Below are 17172 nucleotides of genomic sequence, written 5' to 3' on the forward strand. Positions count from 1 at the left end.
GGCTAGGGAATGTCGTAGGTAATGTGCTGCGGGTCGTGGGTGTAGAAGTAGGCGTAGTTGGAGCGCAACTCTTCCCAGCCCTGCTTGGTGGCGTGCTGCTCCCGCGTCACGTCTTCCCAGGCTAGGCGCATCTGCCGGGCGCACACCAGCGGCGCCACCTGTCCCACGCCGGTACCCAGGCCCGGAATGGCCACCGTCCGCACTTTTTCGGCCACTGGCTCGCCGGTGCTCAGGCGGCCGTGGCGCAGCAGCAGCAGGATGGCTTTCATGGCCAGGTACACGTTCGGCCCGCGCGTAATGGTCATGGGCGTGCGCATGGTGGGGGCCGAAATCAGGTAGGGAAACAGCGTGCTGCCGGTTTCGATGATTTCGGCCTGGCCGACCAGCAGCTCCCCGTAGTATTTCGCGCGGATGACACGCTGCAGGTCTTTTTCGAGGTGCCAGCCCAGGTGCTTGGAAATGGCGAAGTCGATACCGCCGTTCATGAAGCCGAAGCTGTTGGCGGGGCTGACAAGGGCGTCGGCCGGGTGCTCGAAGATGGAGGCGTGCAGAACGCTGACCTGCGGCACATCGGCAAACACGCGTTGCCAGGCGGCCACCACCTCGGGGTTGGTGTCGATTAAGGTTAAGTGCATGAAATGGGTTTCGGCGGCAAGGTACTGTCTTTCAGCTTACGCCAAAACAAACCGGGCCGCCCCGCGAAGGTGCGGAGCGGCCCGGTTTCAGGCAGTTGCAAACGGAAATTAAGCGTTGGCGGGCTGGGCCATCTTGTCCAGCGCGTCCATCACTTCTTTCACGTGGCCGCGCGAGGTTTCCAGCAGGGCCTTCTCCTCGTCGTTGAGCTGCAGCTCGATAACCTTCTCGATGCCGTTCTTGCCCAGGATAACCGGAGCGCCCAGGTACACGCCGTCGATGCCGTACTCGCCTTCCAGCTTCAGGCAGACGGGGAACACGCGGCGCTGGTCGCGCACGATGGCTTCCACCATCTGGGCCGCAGCGGCGCCGGGGGCGTACCAGGCCGAGGTGCCCATCAGCTTCACCAGCTCGCCGCCGCCTACGGCGGTGCGCTGCACGATGGCGTCCAGCTCCTCTTTACCAATCAGCTCGGTGACGGGGATGCCGCCCACGGTGGTATAGCGGGGCAGCGGCACCATCGTGTCGCCGTGGCCGCCCATCAGCACCGCCTGGATGTCCTTGGGGCTCACGTTTAGGGCCTCGGCCAGGAAGGCGCGGTAACGGGCCGTATCGAGGATACCGGCCATGCCGAATACCTTGGTGCGGTCCAGGCCCGAGGTCAGGTGCGCCTGGTAGGTCATCACGTCGAGCGGGTTCGACACGACGATGATGATGGCGTTGGGCGAGTGTTTTACCACGTTTTCGGTCACCGATTTCACGATGCCGGCGTTGGTGGCGATAAGGTCGTCGCGGCTCATGCCGGGCTTGCGGGGCAGGCCCGAGGTGATGACCACCACGTCGGAGCCGGCGGTGCGGGCGTAGTCGTTGGTGACGCCCACCGTGCGCGTGTCGTAGCCGATGATGGGAGCCTTCTGCCAGATGTCGAGGGCTTTGCCTTCGGCAATACCTTCCTTGATGTCAACCAGGACTACTTCGTTGGCAATTTCGCGGGTGGCGAGTACGTCGGCGCAAGTGGCGCCCACGTTACCGGCCCCTACTACGGTTACTTTCATGGGGTGGTCGTTGGGAATTGATGATGGGGTTCTGGCCCGCAAGGTAAGCACGAGTGCTTAGAGGGTGGTGCTTAGCGGGTAGTTTTTAGCGTGGGCAGCGGCTGGGCGCCGGGAAAGCCGATTCGGGGGGCGCGCCATGACACCGGAAGGTTTGCGTGACAACGCTAGGTTCGCGTGACAATGGTCGGTTGGCCCTTACAACGGAGCGGGCACGGCTCACAACGCCGACGATACGCCTCACAATGTGCCGCGCACGACTGACAATGCGGTCCGCAGGCCTTACAATGGCACCGGCACGGCTCACAACGCCCAGGTTACCCGTCACAACGCGGCAGGTAGGGCTCACAACGCGGCGGCCATGCTTTGCAATGCGGCGCGCATGCCCAACAACCCGTCGAACAGGAGGCAAAACACCGTCGGCCACGTGGTCGGTGGCCTACCGCTTCCGGAATTGCAGCGTGCCGATGTTCACCCCACGCGGCCCGCTGAACAGGTCGCGGCCGTTGAAGAAGATGCGGATGCCGTCCAGGTCGGGATTCTGGCAGTCGTCCTTGAACAGGCGGTAGCGAAACGTAATCGTGTCCTGGTCGGCGCGGTTCAGGTACAGCAGGTAGGTGTCTTCGTGGTCGACGTCGTACACCGGCGGCCCGTCGCGGCGGATAACCGGAATCTGGCTGCTGAACGGCTGCGCCACCCGGCCCGTGGGGCCGAGGTAGTACAGCTTCACCGTATCGGGGTGGTAGCGGGGCGGCGTCAGCGGAATCAGGGCGCCGCTGACATCCACCAGCTCGAAGCTGGCAATGCGGCCGCTGCCGTTGTCGCCCTCGCACTCGTCGAACATGCCCGACCAGCTCCCGCAGCCGGTCAATAGCAGCGCGCACAGCGCGCCGCTTAGCGAGGCAACAAGTTTCGGCATAGCATCGAGGTAGATAAGGCGTTAGGTGTAGTAGAGTGAGTGGTCTTAGCCCGGTTTGGTTGCCAGCTGCCGGCGCAGCTGCAGTACCCGCTGGGTTTCCTCGGTCACCTTGAACCGGTCGTCGGGGCGCATGCCCACCACCCACACCACCTTGCCGTCGGCGGCGGTGAGCAGCAGCACCTGGTCCTTGAGGTTGAGCGGCACTTTCTGGTCGATGAGGAAGTCGCTGATTTTCTTCTTGCCCTTCAGGCCGATGGGCATAAACCAGTCGCCCTCGCGCCAGCGCCGCAGCGTCAGGGGAAATTTCAGCTTGTCGAGGTCCAGCGCCGCCACGTCCTTGGCCTTGGGCACCTGGAAGCCCTCGGCGGCGTGCTCCTTGGCCGTCAGCCGCAGCCCGTCGACCACCAGCTCGCTTTGCCCCTCCGGCCACGAGTAGGTGCCGAAGCCGCTCAGGTTCTTCGGCGTGATGACCAGCTGGTCGCGGTCCTTCACCAGCCGGTGCGTGGGCGACTCGAACTGCTTGCCCGACACGGCCCGGAACGACTCCACGATGTCCTTGGTCACCAGCCAGCTGAAGTGGAAGGGGCGTAGCAGCTCGTGCAGCATCACGGCCGTGGCGGGTGTGGCCTGCAGCACGCCGATATTGATATAGGTGGCCTCGGCCTCGTCGCGGCGGGCCTGCTGGGCGGTTTGGTCGACCAAGTGCTGCACCAGCAGCTCGGCCCCGCGCACCCGCTCGGCGGTGTGCTGCAGGGTCTGGTCGAGGGCGGGGTTCAGCTCGCGCAGCACCGGCAGCACGTCGTGGCGCAGGCGGTTGCGCTGGTAGAGGGTGCTGTCGTTCGAGGAATCCTCGCGCCAGACGAGGTGCTTTTCCACCACGTAGTCGTACAAATCGTCTTTGGCCGCGCCCAGCAGCGGGCGCACCACCCGGCCCTGGCGCACCGGAATGCCGTGCAGGCCCGAGAGGCCGGTGCCGTGGGTGAGGTTGAGCAGCATGGTTTCGGCCGCGTCGCGCTGGTGGTGGGCGGTGGCCACGTAATCGAGCCCCTGGCTGCGGCGCACTTGCTCAAACCACTGGTAGCGCAGCACCCGGGCGGCCATCTGCGTGGAGAGGCCCTCCTGCTCGGCGAAGCCCTTGGTGTCGAAGAACTCGGCGAAGTAGGGCACCGCATACTTCTTGGCCAGCTTGCGCACGAACTCCTCGTCGGCATCCGACTCCTCGCCGCGCAGCCCGAAGTGGCAGTGCGCCACCGCTACCTGCACATCCAGCTTATGCAGCACGTCGAGCAGCACCACCGAATCGAGCCCGCCGCTGACGGCGACGAGCACCTGGGCGGTAGCCGGGTCGAAGAGTTGATGATCGAGGATAAAGCGGCGGACGAGGTCGGGGAGCATAGTAGGAAAGCACAAAAAGCACCGCAAAGGTAGGAGGGAAGCGTCCGCAATGCTGGTGCCGATTTGGCCGCCGCGTAGCTATGCCGACGCCAGCCGCGCCCCGCTGCTTTCCCACCGGAAACCTCATTGCCCAAACCCGCGGCCCCCGTAGGGAGTATTAGACCGGAGCAGCGGTTGATGCTGCGGTTGAGGGTTTTTTTCGCAGGGAGGACAATGCACAAAACCATACTCCGAGGGTGTTACCTGCTGGTGCTGCTGATTCTGGCTGCCTGTGCGCGCCCGGCCGTACCCGATTCTGCGCTGGGCGTCCGGCGCGGGCCGCAGGTTATCGGCCACGCAGGCTCTGGTTTTTTTACGCCCATCAGTCCCTTCAATGCCCTGCCGCCGAGCAGCCTGGGCGGCATCCGGCAGGCCCTGAGCCGCGGGGCCGACGGCGTCGAAATCGACCTGCAGCTCAGCCGGGACAGCGTGCCCATCCTTTTTCACGACGAGGACCTGACCAACCGTACCCGCGCTCAGGGCTACATCAGCCAGCACACCGCCGCCGAGCTGACGCGGCTGGAATACACCGGCGGCTGGCCCTACGACTGGCTGCAGCACGAGCGGGTGGCCACCCTCGACGAGCTGCTGACCGAGCTGGCCGAGCGCCCCAGCTTCCCCTACCTGCACCTCGACCTGCACGAGCACGACGACGCCAACTTTGCCCAGCCCTACGTCCGCTCCCCCGCGCTGGTACGAGCCATCGGGCGGGTGATGCGTCGCCACCAGGTGCCGCCCGAGCGCCTGCTCATCCTCACCCAGTACGAGCCTTCGCTGCGCCAGCTGCGGCGCGAGTTGCCCGGGGCCGCTCTGGGCCTGGAAATCACCGATCAGTTTGAGGAGCGGCTGCAGCAGGCCGTGGCGGCGCAGGTCGAGGCCGTGGTGCTGTCGAAGTACGTCATCACGCCCGAGCGGGTGGCCCGGGCCCACGCCCGGGGGCTGCAGGTGGTGGTGTTCGGCGGGCGCTCCAAAAAGGCCATTCAGCGCCTGCTCGGCTGCCGCCCCGATGGCATTGAGGTCGACAACGTGCCCCAGCTGCTGAGCCTGCTGGGCCGGCGCGGCCGCCCGGCCGAAGCGGTGCCGCAGGCCCACGCGGGCGCACCAAAAGGCGGACCGCTGCGTTAGGGCTGCGGGTTCCGTACTTTTGCGCCGCATGCGCCTCCGACTACTCGTCTGTTTCTTCTTTCTGCTGCTGACCGCGCCGCTGGCGTGGGCCCAGCGCCCGGGTGCCCAGCCGGCGCGCCCCGCCCCCAAAGGCCAGCCCACGCCCAAAGGCTCGAAGGTGGAGCTGCTGCCCGGGGCCCGCGAGCTGGTGGGCGGCTCGTTCAACGGCCAGCAGATCCGCAAAATCATCGGCAACGTTAGCTTCCGGCAGGACGACGCGCTGCTGTTCTGCGACTCGGCCTACCAGTACGTCGACCGCAACGCCATTGAGGCCTTCAGCAACGTGCGCGTGGTGCAGAACGACACCATCACCATCACCGGCGACCGGGGCACCTACAACGGCGACACCCGCACGGCCCGCATGACCGGCAACGTGGTGATGCGCGACCCGCGCATGACGCTGACCACCCAGACGCTGGACTACGACCTGAACCGCAAAACCGCCTTCTACAGCACCGGCGGCCACCTCACTGACCCCGAAAACACGCTGGACTCGCAGCGCGGCTACTACAACACGGAGACGCAGGTGTTCAGCTTCCGCACCAACGTGAAGCTGGTCACCCGCGACTACACCATCACCAACGACACGCTGCAGTACAACACGCAGACGAAGGTGGCCTACTTCTTCGGCCCGACGCGCATCGTGGGCAAGCAGGGCAACATCTACGCCGAGAAGGGCACCTACAACACCCGGACGCGGGTATCGGACTTCCAGCGCAACGCCAAGATCGAGACGCCCAACTACCTGCTCGGCGGCGACAAGCTGGTGTACGACGAGACGCGGCAGTACGGCGTGGCCACCGGCAACGTGTCGATGACGGCCAAGAAGGACAACGTGGTCATCCGCGGCGACGTGGGACGCTACTGGCGCGGCACCGGCCGGGCCAAGGTGTACGGCTCGCCGGTGATGCGCAACATCACCGACCGCGACACGATGTACCTGGCCGCCGATACGCTGGTGAACGTGGAAAGCAAGTCGGAAACCGACCCAGGCATCGTGTACGCCTACCGCAAAGTGAAGATATGGCGCGGCGACCTGCAGGGCCGCTGCGATTCGCTGACCTACAACCGCCGCGACTCCATCATCTACCTGAACCGGAGCCCGGTGCTCTGGAGCAAGCAGAACCAGCTCACCGCCGACTCGATGGAAATCCGGCTGCGGCGCCAGAAGATTGACCAGATGCGGCTCTACGCCAACTCGTTTATCATCGGGCAGGACACCTTGCTGAACTTCAACCAGGTGAAAGGCCGCAACATGGTGGCTTACTTCGTCGACAGCAAGCTGCGCAAGGTGAACGTGCTCGGCAACGCCGAAAGTCTCTATTACGCCCTCGACAACGACACGGCCACCACTGGCCTGAACAAGGCCGTGTCGGCCAACATGGTCATGCGCTTCGCCGACAACAAGCTGCAAACCATCAGCTTCCTCAACGAGCCCGACGCCAGCTTCATTCCGCCCCACGAGTTCAAGCCCGAGGACGAGAAGCTCAAGGGCTTTCAGTGGCTGATCGAGCAGAAGCCCACCCGTCGGCAGGTGCTCGGCAAGCACTTCGCGCCGGTGAAGAAAGCCGCGCCGAAGAAGAAGCCAGTGAAGACCAAGGGCAAAACCACCAAGCCCGCCCCGAAGAAAGCCGCGCCGAAAAAGCCAATGCCGGCCAAGCCCGCGCCCAAACCCGCCGCCAAGCCGGTGGCCGGCGCGACGAAGAAGTAAAAGCGGGCATCTGATTGGCCCATTTGCCGAGGTAAAACCTGCCTCACTGAATAGCTTTGAGCCGCTGCTTCTGCTTGGTTTTTAGGTAGGTAGCGGCCGGCGTCAGCTGATAGGCCGGATTGGCGGCCAGTAGCTCCTGCAGCACGCCCACGTGGGCCACACCGAATATCACCAGCACGCGCTTGGCCTGGGTTTGCTGCTGCGCCCGCAGGATGTTGGAATAGATTTTCAGGTTCCGATTGTAGAACAGGCTGATGTAGTGCGCCCCGATGTAGGCCGTATCCACCGGGCCCAGGTCGACGGTATTCTTGCCCTGGGGCGAAAAGGAGCCGTTCGTCACCATGGCCGGCGTATTGAAGATGGTGCGGTGTACCAGGTTGATCATGGCTGGCTGATTGGCCAGGGCTATGTAGTCGTACACCGAAAGGCTGTCGTGCTGCACCAGGGCCTTCAGCGGCCGGGCAGTGGTCTGCAGCAGGCGCAGGTCCCGGGCAAAGGCCTCGTAGTTGGTGCCCGACTGCAGCAGCGACTGCGACGTGGACGCGTAGTAGTCCACGGCCCGCACGCCGGGCAGCTGCAGCTCCCTGGCCAGCGCAAACCCAATCTGATACTGCTCGCTGCGCCCGTCGGGCAGGGTTGCCAGATCGAGCTGACTGGCCTGGTAGCGCGCAAACAGGCTGTCCAGCTGCCCCTGCTCCGCAAGCGAAGCCTCTACCATGATGGCATCGGGCCGAAAGCGGCGCAGCTGCTGCCGCAGCTTGGCCAGCTCGGCTTGCTTTTTGGCGCCGAGCACGTCGGATTGGGGCTGTTTGTTGTAAAGCTGGGCCAGATGATCGAAGCCCACCACCATGACGGCGGTACGGCCGGCCGGCTGCGCCCGACTGATTTGGGCGCTGCCGACGAAAGTCAGCGCAAACAGGAGAAGCGCGCGTTGCGCAGCGCGGAGGCCGTCGAGTGAAATCATACGCAGCAATGATAAGCGGGGGAAAGATAGCGGCAGCGTCCACATTCGGGCAGGAGCCGATGGGCGCTGGCGGTAACGGGTCAATCGACGTGCCGGTTTTTATATCTGCTGATTGCCAGGTTGTTGCTTGGATATGGCGCGTGGTGGTTGCCACGGAAAGCGTCCGATAATGAACGGGTGTCCGGTTTTCGGCTGAGCACCGTGCCTGGCGACAACAGTGCCTTGCCGGAGGTAGTGGCCGATTGGTTAGCGGCCGGCGCGTTACTTTGTCAACGGACCCCGGCCGCGAGTGGGCGCACTAAACGGCGCGTTTCCGTGTTAGCGGGTCCGGGCGCAACCTTTCCACCGGCCCCGGCCTCTCTGACGATGAGCGGCTTTGCGCCGCCCGCGCCAAATCCTTACCTTTGCCCCCCTTATGCCCGCATTCCGTCTCCGCATCGTTGCCCTGCTTGTCTGCATCCTATCGTTGGGTGCGTGCAGCCCCTACCAGAAGCTGCTCAAGAGCACCGATGTCACCAAGAAGTACAACGCGGCCATCGACTACTACGAGAACAAGCACGACTACTACCGGGCCGGCACCCTGCTGGAACCGCTGATTCCGTTGCTGAAGGGCCGCCCCGAGGCGGAAAAGGCCGAATTCTACTTCGCTCACACCAACTTTCGCCAGCGCAACTATACCCTCGCGGCCTACTACTTCGACCAGTTTGCCACCACCTACGGCGCCTCGCCGCTGGTAGAAGAGGCCGAGTTCATGCACGCCAAGTCGCTGTTTAAGGACTCGCCCGAGTTCGAGCTGGACCAGACCAACACGGTGCAGGCCATTGCCGCCATTCAGGACTTTCTGAACCGCCACCCCGAAAGCAAGTTCCGGGCGGAAACGGAGAGCATGTCGAACGAGCTGCAGAAGAAAATGGAGGTGAAGGCCTTCGAAGGCGCCAAGCTCTACTACTCGTTGCGCTATTACCAGTCGGCCGTGGTGGCCCTGCAGACCTTCCAGCAGCAGTACCCGGCCTCGGTGTACGGTGAGGAAGCGGCTTACCTGCGCATCGTGTCGCAGTACGAACTGGCCCGCGAATCGGTGGAGGAAAAGCAGCGCGACCGGTACCTGGAAACCGTAGCCATCTACCAGAACTTCGTCGACACCTTTCCGCAGAGCAAGAGCCTGAAGCAGGCCGAAACGTACTACGACGGCGCGCAGAAATTCCTGAAAGACCACCCGGCCCCGACCGGCGCCCCCAACGCCGCCGCGGCCACGAACTGAAATTGAATGGCTAAATTGCTGAATTGCTAAATTGTTGGTCGTTCGACGAAACGCCACCAGAACATTCAACAATTTAACCATTTAGCCATTTAACAATTTGACCTTTTAAGCCATGAAAGTACCGAGCAACGTTCCTGCTTCCATCGTTACGCGCAACCTGTCGGATTTCGTGAAGGAAACCGGCAACGTGTACGAGTCGATTGCCATCATTTCGAAGCGCGCCAACCAGATTTCGGTGAAGCTCAAGGAAGAGCTGAACGGCAAGCTGTCGGAGTTTGCCACCACCGTCGACAACCTCGAAGAGGTGTTCGAAAACCGCGAGCAGATCGAAATCAGCAAGCACTACGAGCGCCTGCCCAAGCCCACGAACCTGGCTATCGAGGAGTTTCTGGAAGGCAAAGTGACCTTCCGCACGCCCGAGCCGGAGGAGCCCACGGCCGAGAAAGCCGAGTAGTCAGTTCGAGCCCGTTATGCTGGCTTCCCGCCGCATCGTGTTGGGCGTAAGCGGCAGCATTGCCGCCTACAAGTCGGCCGCCCTGGTGCGGCTGCTCATCAAAGCCGAAGCCGAGGTGCAGGTTATCCTGACGCCCTCGGCTTCGGCTTTTGTGACGCCCCTGACCCTGGCCACGCTCTCCAAACGGGCGGTGCTGCAGGGCTTCATCAAGGACGAAGCCGGCGGCGTGTGGCACAACCACGTCGACCTCGGCCTCTGGGCCGACGCGCTGCTCATCGCGCCGGCCAGCGCCAATACGCTGGCCAGTCTGGCGCAGGGCCTGTGCCCCAACCTGCTCACGGCCGTCTACCTCTCGGCCCGCTGCCCCACGCTGGTGGCCCCGGCTATGGACCTGGATATGTACCAGCATCCGGCCACCCAGCGCAACCTGCAGCAGCTGCGCCACGACGGCGTGCGCGTGCTCGACTCGCCCGCCGGCGAGCTGGCCAGCGGCCTGACGGGACCGGGCCGGATGCTGGAGCCGGAAGACATTGTACAGGAATTGGAGCAGTTTTTTGCTGACGTTCCGCCGCGGTCAAGTTAAACGCTATGCATAGCGCAGCGAAGCATCTCGCGTGCTGGTGCCCGATAATAATTCCTTCGTTTAACGAAGCGGTTACTATCAAGCGAGATGCTTCGCTGCGCTCTGCATGACATTCTTGCTTCCTTAACCCTCCTTCTTCCTTCCGAAAGAATGCATGTTCTGCTCACGGCCGGCCCCACCTACGAGCCCATCGACCCGGTGCGCTTTATCGGCAACCACTCCACCGGCAAGATGGGCTACGCGCTGGCGGCCGAGTTTGCCGCCCAGGGCTGGCAGGTGACGTTGGTGAGCGGGCCCACCAGCCAGACCATCACGCACCCGCTGGTGACGGTGGTGCCAGTGCAGACGGCCCAACAGATGTACGAAGCCGCCGCCGCCGTGGCGCCGCGGGCCGACGTGTGGGTGTTTGCCGCCGCCGTAGCCGATTACCGCCCGCGCACCGTGGCCGCCGAGAAAATCAAGAAGCGCGACGACGGCTCGGACGAAACGCTGACCATCGAGCTGGTGAAGAACGTGGACATTGCCGCTACGCTGAGCCAGACCAAGCGGCCTGAACAATTTTCGGTGGGTTTTGCGTTGGAGACGCATGACGAGCTGCTGAACGCCCAGTCCAAGCTGCGGCGCAAGGGCTTCGACATGGTGGTGCTGAATTCCCTGCGCGACGCCGGGGCCGGCTTCCGCCACGACACCAACAAGATTACCCTCGTGGAAGCCTCCGGCGTGACTACCTTTGAGTTGAAGCCCAAAACCGACGTGGCCCGCGACATTGTTTCTGCCATTCTTGCCCGCCTCCAGCCCCATGTTGCGTAACTACTCCGCCCTCTGCCTCAGCCTGCTGCTCACCGCGCTGCTGGCCCTGCCGGCCCGCCGCGCGGCGGCCCAGGAGCTATTGGCCGAGGTGACGGTGAAGGCCGAAAACGTGACCATCACCGATCCGCAGCTGCTGAACTCGATGAAAAACGACGTGACGCAGTTTCTCAACAACCGGCGCTGGACCAACGACGTGTACAAGCCGGATGAGCGCATCAAGTGCAGCGTATACATTGGCATCACCAGCATTCCGTCGAACGGCCAGTACATTGCCACGGCCCGCATCTTCAGCCGCCGCCCGGTGTACGGCACCAGCTACGAAACCACGCTGATGAGCTACGCCGAGTCGTGGAAGTTCAACTACCTGCCCGGCCAGCCGCTCGACTTTTCCGAGAACAGCTACGTCAACAACCTCTCCTCGCTGCTGAGCTTCTACGCCCTGACCATCATCGGCATGGACCAGGACAGCTTCGCCCCGCTGGGCGGCTCGCGCACCTTTGACCGCGCCCGCAACATCCTGCAGACGGCCGCCTCGCAAAACCAAGACGGCGACGAAGGCTGGAAGGATACTGGCAAGCGCGACCAGCGCAGCCGCTACTGGCTGCTCTCGGGCCTGCAGGATCCGCAGCTGCAGTCCCTGCGCTCGGCCTCGTACTCCTACTACCGCCAGGGCCTCGACATCTTCATTCAGAAGCCCGACGATGCCCGTACGTCCATTTTTACGGCCTTGCAGGGCGTGAAGGAATCGGCGGAGCGCCGGCCCGGCTCCACGCTGATCAAGGCATTCTTCGAAACCAAGGCCGACGAAATTGCCAACCTCTACCGCAGCAGCACCTCGGCCGAGCTCAAGCAGAGCGTGGTGGCCCTGCTGCAGGAAGTCGACCCGACCAGCTCCGCCAAGTACCAGGCGATTCTGCAGCCGAAATAGACGGCGGGCTCTTTCGGATTTGGCTACGCCTTCCCGCGGTTCACGAATTTACTAGCTGCCTGACGTTCTGGTGGTGCCCCGACTCGGCCGAATCGGGGCACCATTATTTTTAGCCGAAGGCGTGGTAGCGGCTTGCCGGGTCGCTGGAATGGCGCGCGGGAAGCAGTTGATTGAAAAAAGTGCCTGAACTGAAATTTTTATTAGCGCAGCACGGCGTTGGAATGCGGTTTTACTTAGCAAGCTGCTAAGTTGGTTGGATGGTGGGCTTGCGCGGGTGCTAACTCATTTAGTAGGTTTGCAACCCGCCCTTGCCGCCGCCAGCCCTTGGCGCGCGGATACGGCTTCTTGTCCAAGTATCACGCAACCAAGGCGTTTTATGCTGGTTGACCTTCGTATTCAAAACTACGCCCTGATTGAGTCGCTGGAGCTTCGGCCCTCGGCTCAGCTCAACATCATCACGGGCGAAACCGGCGCCGGCAAGTCCATCATGCTGGGCGCCATCGGGCTGCTGCTCGGCAACCGCGCCGACTCCAAGCTGCTCTTCAACACCACCAAAAAGTGCGTGATTGAGGGGCAGTTCGACATTTCAAGCTATCAACTGCAGGATATCTTCGAGGCCGAAGACCTGGACTACGACGCGCAGTGCATCCTGCGCCGCGAAATAGCGCCGACGGGCAAGTCCCGGGCCTTCGTCAACGACACGCCGGTGACGGTGGAGACGCTGCGCAAGATAGGGGCGAACCTGATGGACATCCACTCCCAGCACGACACGCTGCTGCTCGGCGACCCGGTGTTTCAGCTCAACCTCATCGACCTCTACGCCGGCCTGGTGCCCACGCGCACGCAGTATGGCACGGCTTTCCGCCAGTACCGCAAGCTGGCCGCCGACCTCAAAACGCTGGAAGACCAGGTGGTGCAGGCCAACAAGGAGCTGGATTACCACAGCTTTCTGCTCAATGAACTGGAAGAAGCCCGCCTCGACGGCGAAGACCAGGAAACGCTGGAGCAGGAGCTGAAGGAGCTGGAGCACGCCGAAGAAATCAAGCTCAAGCTCGGCTACGCCCTGCAAAGCCTCTCGGAAGGGGAGTACTGCGCCACCGCCGCGCTCAAGGAAACCAGCATCATGCTGGGCCAGATTGCGGCCTACTCCGAAGGCGCGCGCCAGCTCAAGGAGCGCGTCGACAGCTGCCTGATCGAGCTGCGCGACGTGGCCGACGAGGCCGAGCAGGCCCAGCAGCGCACCGAAGCCGACCCCTTGCGCCTCGACGAAATCCAGCAGCGCCTGACCTTGCTCTACAACCTGCAGCGCAAGCATCAGGTGCGCGACCTGCCGGCCCTGCTGCTGGTGCGCGAGGAGCTGCGCCAGAAAGTGGGCTCGGTGCTGAACCTCGACAAGGAAATCAGTCGCCTGCGCCGCGACGCGGAAGGCGCTCTGGCCACCGTGAACAAGCGCGCCGCCCACCTCTCGGAGCAGCGCCGCCGGGCCTTCCCGCAGTTCGAGAAGGAGCTGGCCGGCCTGCTCTTCGACCTGGGCATGCCCAATGCCCGCCTGCTGGTGCAGCACAGCACCGGCCAGCCCGCCACCTCCGGCACCGACGTCATCAGCCTGCTCTTCACGGCCAACCGCGGCGCCCAGCCGCAGACGCTGAGCAAGGCCGCTTCGGGCGGGGAATTCTCGCGCCTGATGCTGTGCGTGAAGTACCTGCTGGCCGACAAAACCGCCCTGCCCACGATAGTCTTCGACGAAATCGACACGGGCATCAGTGGCGAAATAGCGGTGAAGGTGGGCCGCATGATGCAGCAGATGGCCAAAAAACACCAGCTGGTGGCCATTTCGCACCTGCCGCAGATGGCCGCCGCTGGCGACGCGCACTTCTACGTGTTCAAGGAAGACCGCGCCGACCGCACCATCAGCCGCATCCGCCGCCTGACGGAGGAGGAGCGCATCCGCGAAATTGCCCAGATGATTTCGGGCGCCCGCGTGAGCGAAAACGCGGTGCAGAGTGCCCGCGAGCTGCTGGCCCTGCGCGGCGAAAGTGACCTGGTGGCGGCGTAAAAGCTAGTTCCGCTGATACAGAACGTCATTCCGAGCGAAGTCGAGGAATCTCGCGTGTTTAGCCAGATAGTAGAATCCTCGTTGAACGAGAAGAATTCTATCCAGCGTCAGCACGCGAGATTCCTCGACTTCGCTCGAAATGACGTTCTTTTTATTTCCTCAGCCTCGCCGACCGCCGCACTTCCGCCCGAACCCCTATTTTTGCCCGTCCCTTTTTCCCGACTTCGACTCAACTCCGTTTTTATGGCCAACAACCTCCTTGCCGGCAAGCGCGGCATCATCTTCGGCGCCCTCAACGAGCAATCCATTGCCTGGAAAGTGGCGCAACGCTGCCACGAAGAAGGCGCCACGTTTGTGCTGAGCAACGCCCCGCTGGCCATGCGCATGGGCGAAATCAACAAGCTGTCGGAAGAGTGCAACGCCCCGATCATCGCGGCTGATGCCACGGTGGTGGAAGACCTGGAAAAGGTGTTCAGCGGCGCCGTGGAGCAGCTTGGCGGCAAGATTGATTTCGTGCTGCACAGCATCGGCATGAGCCCCAACATCCGCAAGGGCAAGGGCTACGGCGAGCTGAACTACGACTGGTTCCAGAAGACGCTCGACATCTCGGCCCTGTCGTTCCACAAGATGCTGCACGTGGCCGAAAAGCAGGACGCGCTCAACGAGTGGGGCTCGGTGGTAGCCCTGTCGTACATCGCCGCCCAGCGCGCCTTCCTCGACTACACCGACATGTCGCAGGCCAAGGCCGTGCTCGAAAGCATTGCCCGCAGCTACGGCCAGCGCCTGGGCCACCTGAAAAAAGTGCGCGTGAACACCGTGTCGCAGTCGCCCACCAAGACCACGGCCGGCGCCGGCATCACGGGCTTCAACGCCTTCTACGAGTACGCCGAGCGCATGTCGCCCCTGGGCAATGCCCCGGCCGAGGCCTGCGCCGACTACTGCGTGTCGCTGTTCTCGGACCTGACGCGCTACGTGACCATGCAGAACCTGATGCACGACGGCGGCTTCAGCACCACGGGCATTTCGGAGGGCATCGTCGACGCCATTACCAAGGCTTCGCAGGAAGCTTAATAAGCAGACACCACTAATGAAAAGCCCGGTCTGGTTAACCAAACCGGGCTTTTTTGTTGCAATAGGAGTGAAGGAGCCGGGGCTAGATGTCGCCGCCCCCGCCGCCGCAGGCGCCACGGGTGTAGCTGGTCACGCCGGCCCGCTGGGCGTAGCAGGCGTTGCTGTAGGTTTGGCCGTCGCTACCACAGACCGGGTCGTACACGTCGAGGCACTCGTAGCCGGGGCCTTTGGCGTTGCTGGTGGTGGTAACGGCGGTCGGCTTCGCGGCGGGAACCGCCTGCTCTTTGCCGCAGGCCGTGGCCAGGGCCAGCACCGCCAGCAGGGCGAAGGATTTCAGTGTTTTCATAGGGCTTTGGTTGGAAGAGGTGAAAAATGTGACGTTGACAAGGTAATAGGAATTTGATCGGGAATATTGCAAAATATCAATTTTCATTCCCTCGCTCAATCCCGCCCGCTTCGCGCAGGTTCCTCGCGCCTGAGCCGGACGATGAGCATGATTACGTGATGGATGCGGCGCGGCGTGCTATTTAGCTTTGCCGCGGCGAAGCTGCTGGGAAGACTTGGGGCCATTGTTTATTTTCCGCTGATGATTGCAGTAACGGACTACCTCACGCGCATCGGCTTGCCCATGCCGGCACCCCGACCCGGCGCGGCGTTGCTGCGGGCGGTACACGCGGCCCATGCCCGCACCATCCCGTTCGAAAACCTGGACATTCACCTGGGGCGGCCCATCAGCAACGACCCCGATGCCATTTTCGAGAAGCTGGTGCGGCGGCGGCGCGGCGGCTACTGCTTCGAGCAGAATGCCCTGCTGGCGGCCATGCTCACCGAATTGGGGTTTCGGACGCGGCTGGTGCTGGGCCGGGTGACCTTCGGTGCCAAAACGCCCCGGCCGCGCGGCCACCTGGCGGTGCTGGTGGAGCAGGGCGGGCAGCGCTGGCTGGCCGACGTGGGTTTCGGCGGCTACGGCCTGATCGAGCCGGTGCCGTTCGTGCCGGAGCAGGCGCAGCACGTCGGCGGCGAAGCCTACCGGCTGAGCGCCGGTCCGGCGGACGGCTGGGAGCTGCACATGCGGGCCAGCGCCGACTGGAAGTCGCTGTATTGTTTCGACGAAGCGCCCTGCTACCCCGTCGACATTGCGGTGCTGAACTTCTACCACGGGCACTGCCGGGAATCGGTGTTCAACCAGAACCGCATCGTGGCCTTGGCCGAGCTGGGCTGCCGGCGGCTGCTGACCAACGAGGAATTCAAGACCATCCGCCCCGGCGGGGTGACCACCCGGCGCCTGGCCGACGAGGACGAGTACCGGCTGGTGCTGCGCCAGGAGTTTGGCATTGCGCTGACGGCTGACGAGCAGCTGCGGCCCCGGCTGGTGCTGGCGGAATAGGGGGCTACGTCCGGGCTTCCTGCTGCCGGATCAGTTCCAGGTTGCGCTTCTCGATTTCGGTGAGAAACCCGCTTATGTCGCGGTGTTGCGGGCGGTACCAGTCGAAGCGGCGGAAGTGCTGGTCCATGGCCCCGCCCTTGGCGAAGATAAAGCCGTAGCGGGCAAACAGTTCGTTGCGCATCAGCGCAAGCTCGGCCGGGCTGCGGGCCTGTAGCTCTGCGGGCTTAAGCAGGCGGTACGAAACGAACCCAAACGGGTAGTCGAAATAGGTGGGCAGATCGGACGAGCGGCTGCCGACTTCCCACTGGCCCTTCCCGACGGAGCCGCTCCACGGCTGCCGTATCCGCAGCCCGAACGTCCGTTGACCCTCTTCGTCGACGTAGCTGATGAACTCGCCGCTGAGGCCCTCCGCCGCGAATTTGTTGCCCGTCACGCGCACGTTGCGCAGGTTTTGGTAGTCGGCAATCCACTGGCTCTTGGCCGACCAATGGCCCGAAACAATCTGGGCCGTGATTAGCCCGGCGTCCACACACAGAATCAGGTTGGATTCGGCTTCGGAAACCCCGAAGTGATACACGCCCGCGTAGCTCCCGGCATCCTTGACCGTCCAGGCGCGGACGGTTTTAGCGTCGACCAATTCGGTGGCGGCAACGGTGGATTGGGCCGAGCCGGGGCGCCACGCAAGGCCAAGCAACAGCAACAGGCAGAAAAACGGCCGCATAGAGGGTGGGAGTACGGAGCGGCA

The 17172-nt window shown here is 63.4% G+C and carries 17 protein-coding genes; 10 read left to right on the forward strand and 7 right to left on the reverse strand.

All coding sequences use genetic code 11. The annotated features are described in order from the left end of the window. Window positions 1-2: 2 nt before the first annotated feature. The 4 genes from FDY95_RS11770 to tilS all read right to left on the reverse strand — a co-directional run bounded on the left by FDY95_RS11770 (window position 3) and on the right by tilS (window position 3999). Complete coding sequence (locus FDY95_RS11770) at window positions 3-635, reverse strand: macro domain-containing protein (protein ID WP_138077958.1); 633 nt, start codon at window positions 633-635, stop codon at window positions 3-5. 108 nt (window positions 636-743) lie between these two features. Beyond that, window positions 744-1688 (reverse strand): malate dehydrogenase, encoded by a 945-nt coding sequence (mdh, locus tag FDY95_RS11775; RefSeq protein ID WP_138077959.1) that lies wholly within the window; start codon window positions 1686-1688, stop codon window positions 744-746. Window positions 1689-2124: 436 nt separating this feature from the next. Then, window positions 2125-2604, reverse strand: coding sequence for a hypothetical protein (locus FDY95_RS11780; protein ID WP_138077960.1), 480 nt, complete (start codon window positions 2602-2604; stop codon window positions 2125-2127). A 45-nt stretch (window positions 2605-2649) separates the two neighbouring features. Then, entirely contained in the window at window positions 2650-3999 is a 1350-nt protein-coding gene (gene tilS, locus FDY95_RS11785; protein ID WP_138077961.1) for a tRNA lysidine(34) synthetase TilS, read from the reverse strand. Between the two features lie 213 nt (window positions 4000-4212). Between tilS and FDY95_RS11790 the strand changes: the two genes are divergently transcribed. Together FDY95_RS11790 and FDY95_RS11795 are read left to right on the forward strand one after the other, a co-directional pair. Next, window positions 4213-5163, forward strand: a complete 951-nt coding sequence (locus tag FDY95_RS11790; protein ID WP_171025651.1) for a glycerophosphodiester phosphodiesterase — start codon at window positions 4213-4215, stop codon at window positions 5161-5163. Window positions 5164-5191: 28 nt separating this feature from the next. Beyond that, window positions 5192-6913 (forward strand): OstA-like protein, encoded by a 1722-nt coding sequence (locus FDY95_RS11795; protein ID WP_138077963.1) that lies wholly within the window; start codon window positions 5192-5194, stop codon window positions 6911-6913. 43 nt (window positions 6914-6956) lie between these two features. Here the strand turns inward: FDY95_RS11795 and FDY95_RS11800 are convergent, their stop codons facing one another. Next, a complete protein-coding gene (locus tag FDY95_RS11800) occupies window positions 6957-7877 on the reverse strand; it encodes a DUF5694 domain-containing protein (RefSeq protein WP_246074003.1) in 921 nt (306 codons plus the stop codon). A gap of 415 nt (window positions 7878-8292) precedes the next feature. Between FDY95_RS11800 and FDY95_RS11805 the strand changes: the two genes are divergently transcribed. From FDY95_RS11805 to FDY95_RS11835, 7 genes are all read left to right on the forward strand, one after another. Further along, window positions 8293-9138 carry an outer membrane protein assembly factor BamD gene (locus FDY95_RS11805; RefSeq protein WP_138077964.1) on the forward strand — a complete coding sequence of 282 codons (846 nt, stop codon included), beginning with the start codon at window positions 8293-8295 and terminating at the stop codon, window positions 9136-9138. Window positions 9139-9250: 112 nt separating this feature from the next. Then, entirely contained in the window at window positions 9251-9592 is a 342-nt protein-coding gene (locus tag FDY95_RS11810; RefSeq protein WP_138077965.1) for a DNA-directed RNA polymerase subunit omega, read from the forward strand. Between the two features lie 16 nt (window positions 9593-9608). Then, on the forward strand, window positions 9609-10175 hold the full coding sequence (locus FDY95_RS11815; protein ID WP_138077966.1) for a flavoprotein: 567 nt from the start codon (window positions 9609-9611) through the stop codon (window positions 10173-10175). 150 nt (window positions 10176-10325) lie between these two features. Next, entirely contained in the window at window positions 10326-10985 is a 660-nt protein-coding gene (locus FDY95_RS11820) for a phosphopantothenoylcysteine decarboxylase domain-containing protein (protein WP_138077967.1), read from the forward strand. Continuing rightward, the gene (gene porD, locus FDY95_RS11825) at window positions 10975-11913 is read left to right on the forward strand and encodes a type IX secretion system protein PorD (RefSeq protein ID WP_138077968.1); all 939 of its coding nucleotides are present in this window, start codon (window positions 10975-10977) and stop codon (window positions 11911-11913) included. The genes FDY95_RS11820 and porD overlap by 11 nt, the downstream gene beginning before the upstream one ends. A gap of 376 nt (window positions 11914-12289) precedes the next feature. After that, window positions 12290-13969: a DNA repair protein RecN gene (gene recN, locus FDY95_RS11830; protein ID WP_138077969.1), complete on the forward strand. Its 1680-nt coding sequence runs from the start codon at window positions 12290-12292 to the stop codon at window positions 13967-13969. A gap of 243 nt (window positions 13970-14212) precedes the next feature. After that, window positions 14213-15040 carry an enoyl-ACP reductase FabI gene (locus FDY95_RS11835; protein ID WP_138077970.1) on the forward strand — a complete coding sequence of 276 codons (828 nt, stop codon included), beginning with the start codon at window positions 14213-14215 and terminating at the stop codon, window positions 15038-15040. Window positions 15041-15122: 82 nt separating this feature from the next. Here the strand turns inward: FDY95_RS11835 and FDY95_RS11840 are convergent, their stop codons facing one another. Continuing rightward, window positions 15123-15386: a Kazal-type serine protease inhibitor family protein gene (locus FDY95_RS11840; RefSeq protein WP_138077971.1), complete on the reverse strand. Its 264-nt coding sequence runs from the start codon at window positions 15384-15386 to the stop codon at window positions 15123-15125. A 240-nt stretch (window positions 15387-15626) separates the two neighbouring features. Here FDY95_RS11840 and FDY95_RS11845 point away from each other — a divergent pair, with 240 nt between their 5' ends. Beyond that, the gene (locus tag FDY95_RS11845; RefSeq protein ID WP_171025652.1) at window positions 15627-16427 is read left to right on the forward strand and encodes an arylamine N-acetyltransferase family protein; all 801 of its coding nucleotides are present in this window, start codon (window positions 15627-15629) and stop codon (window positions 16425-16427) included. Between the two features lie 4 nt (window positions 16428-16431). Here the strand turns inward: FDY95_RS11845 and FDY95_RS11850 are convergent, their stop codons facing one another. Beyond that, window positions 16432-17148, reverse strand: coding sequence for a YARHG domain-containing protein (locus tag FDY95_RS11850; protein ID WP_138077973.1), 717 nt, complete (start codon window positions 17146-17148; stop codon window positions 16432-16434). Window positions 17149-17172: the final 24 nt, after the last annotated feature.

The organism is Hymenobacter jeollabukensis (genome assembly GCF_005771675.1).
Classification (GTDB): Bacteria; Bacteroidota; Bacteroidia; order Cytophagales; family Hymenobacteraceae; genus Solirubrum; species Solirubrum jeollabukense.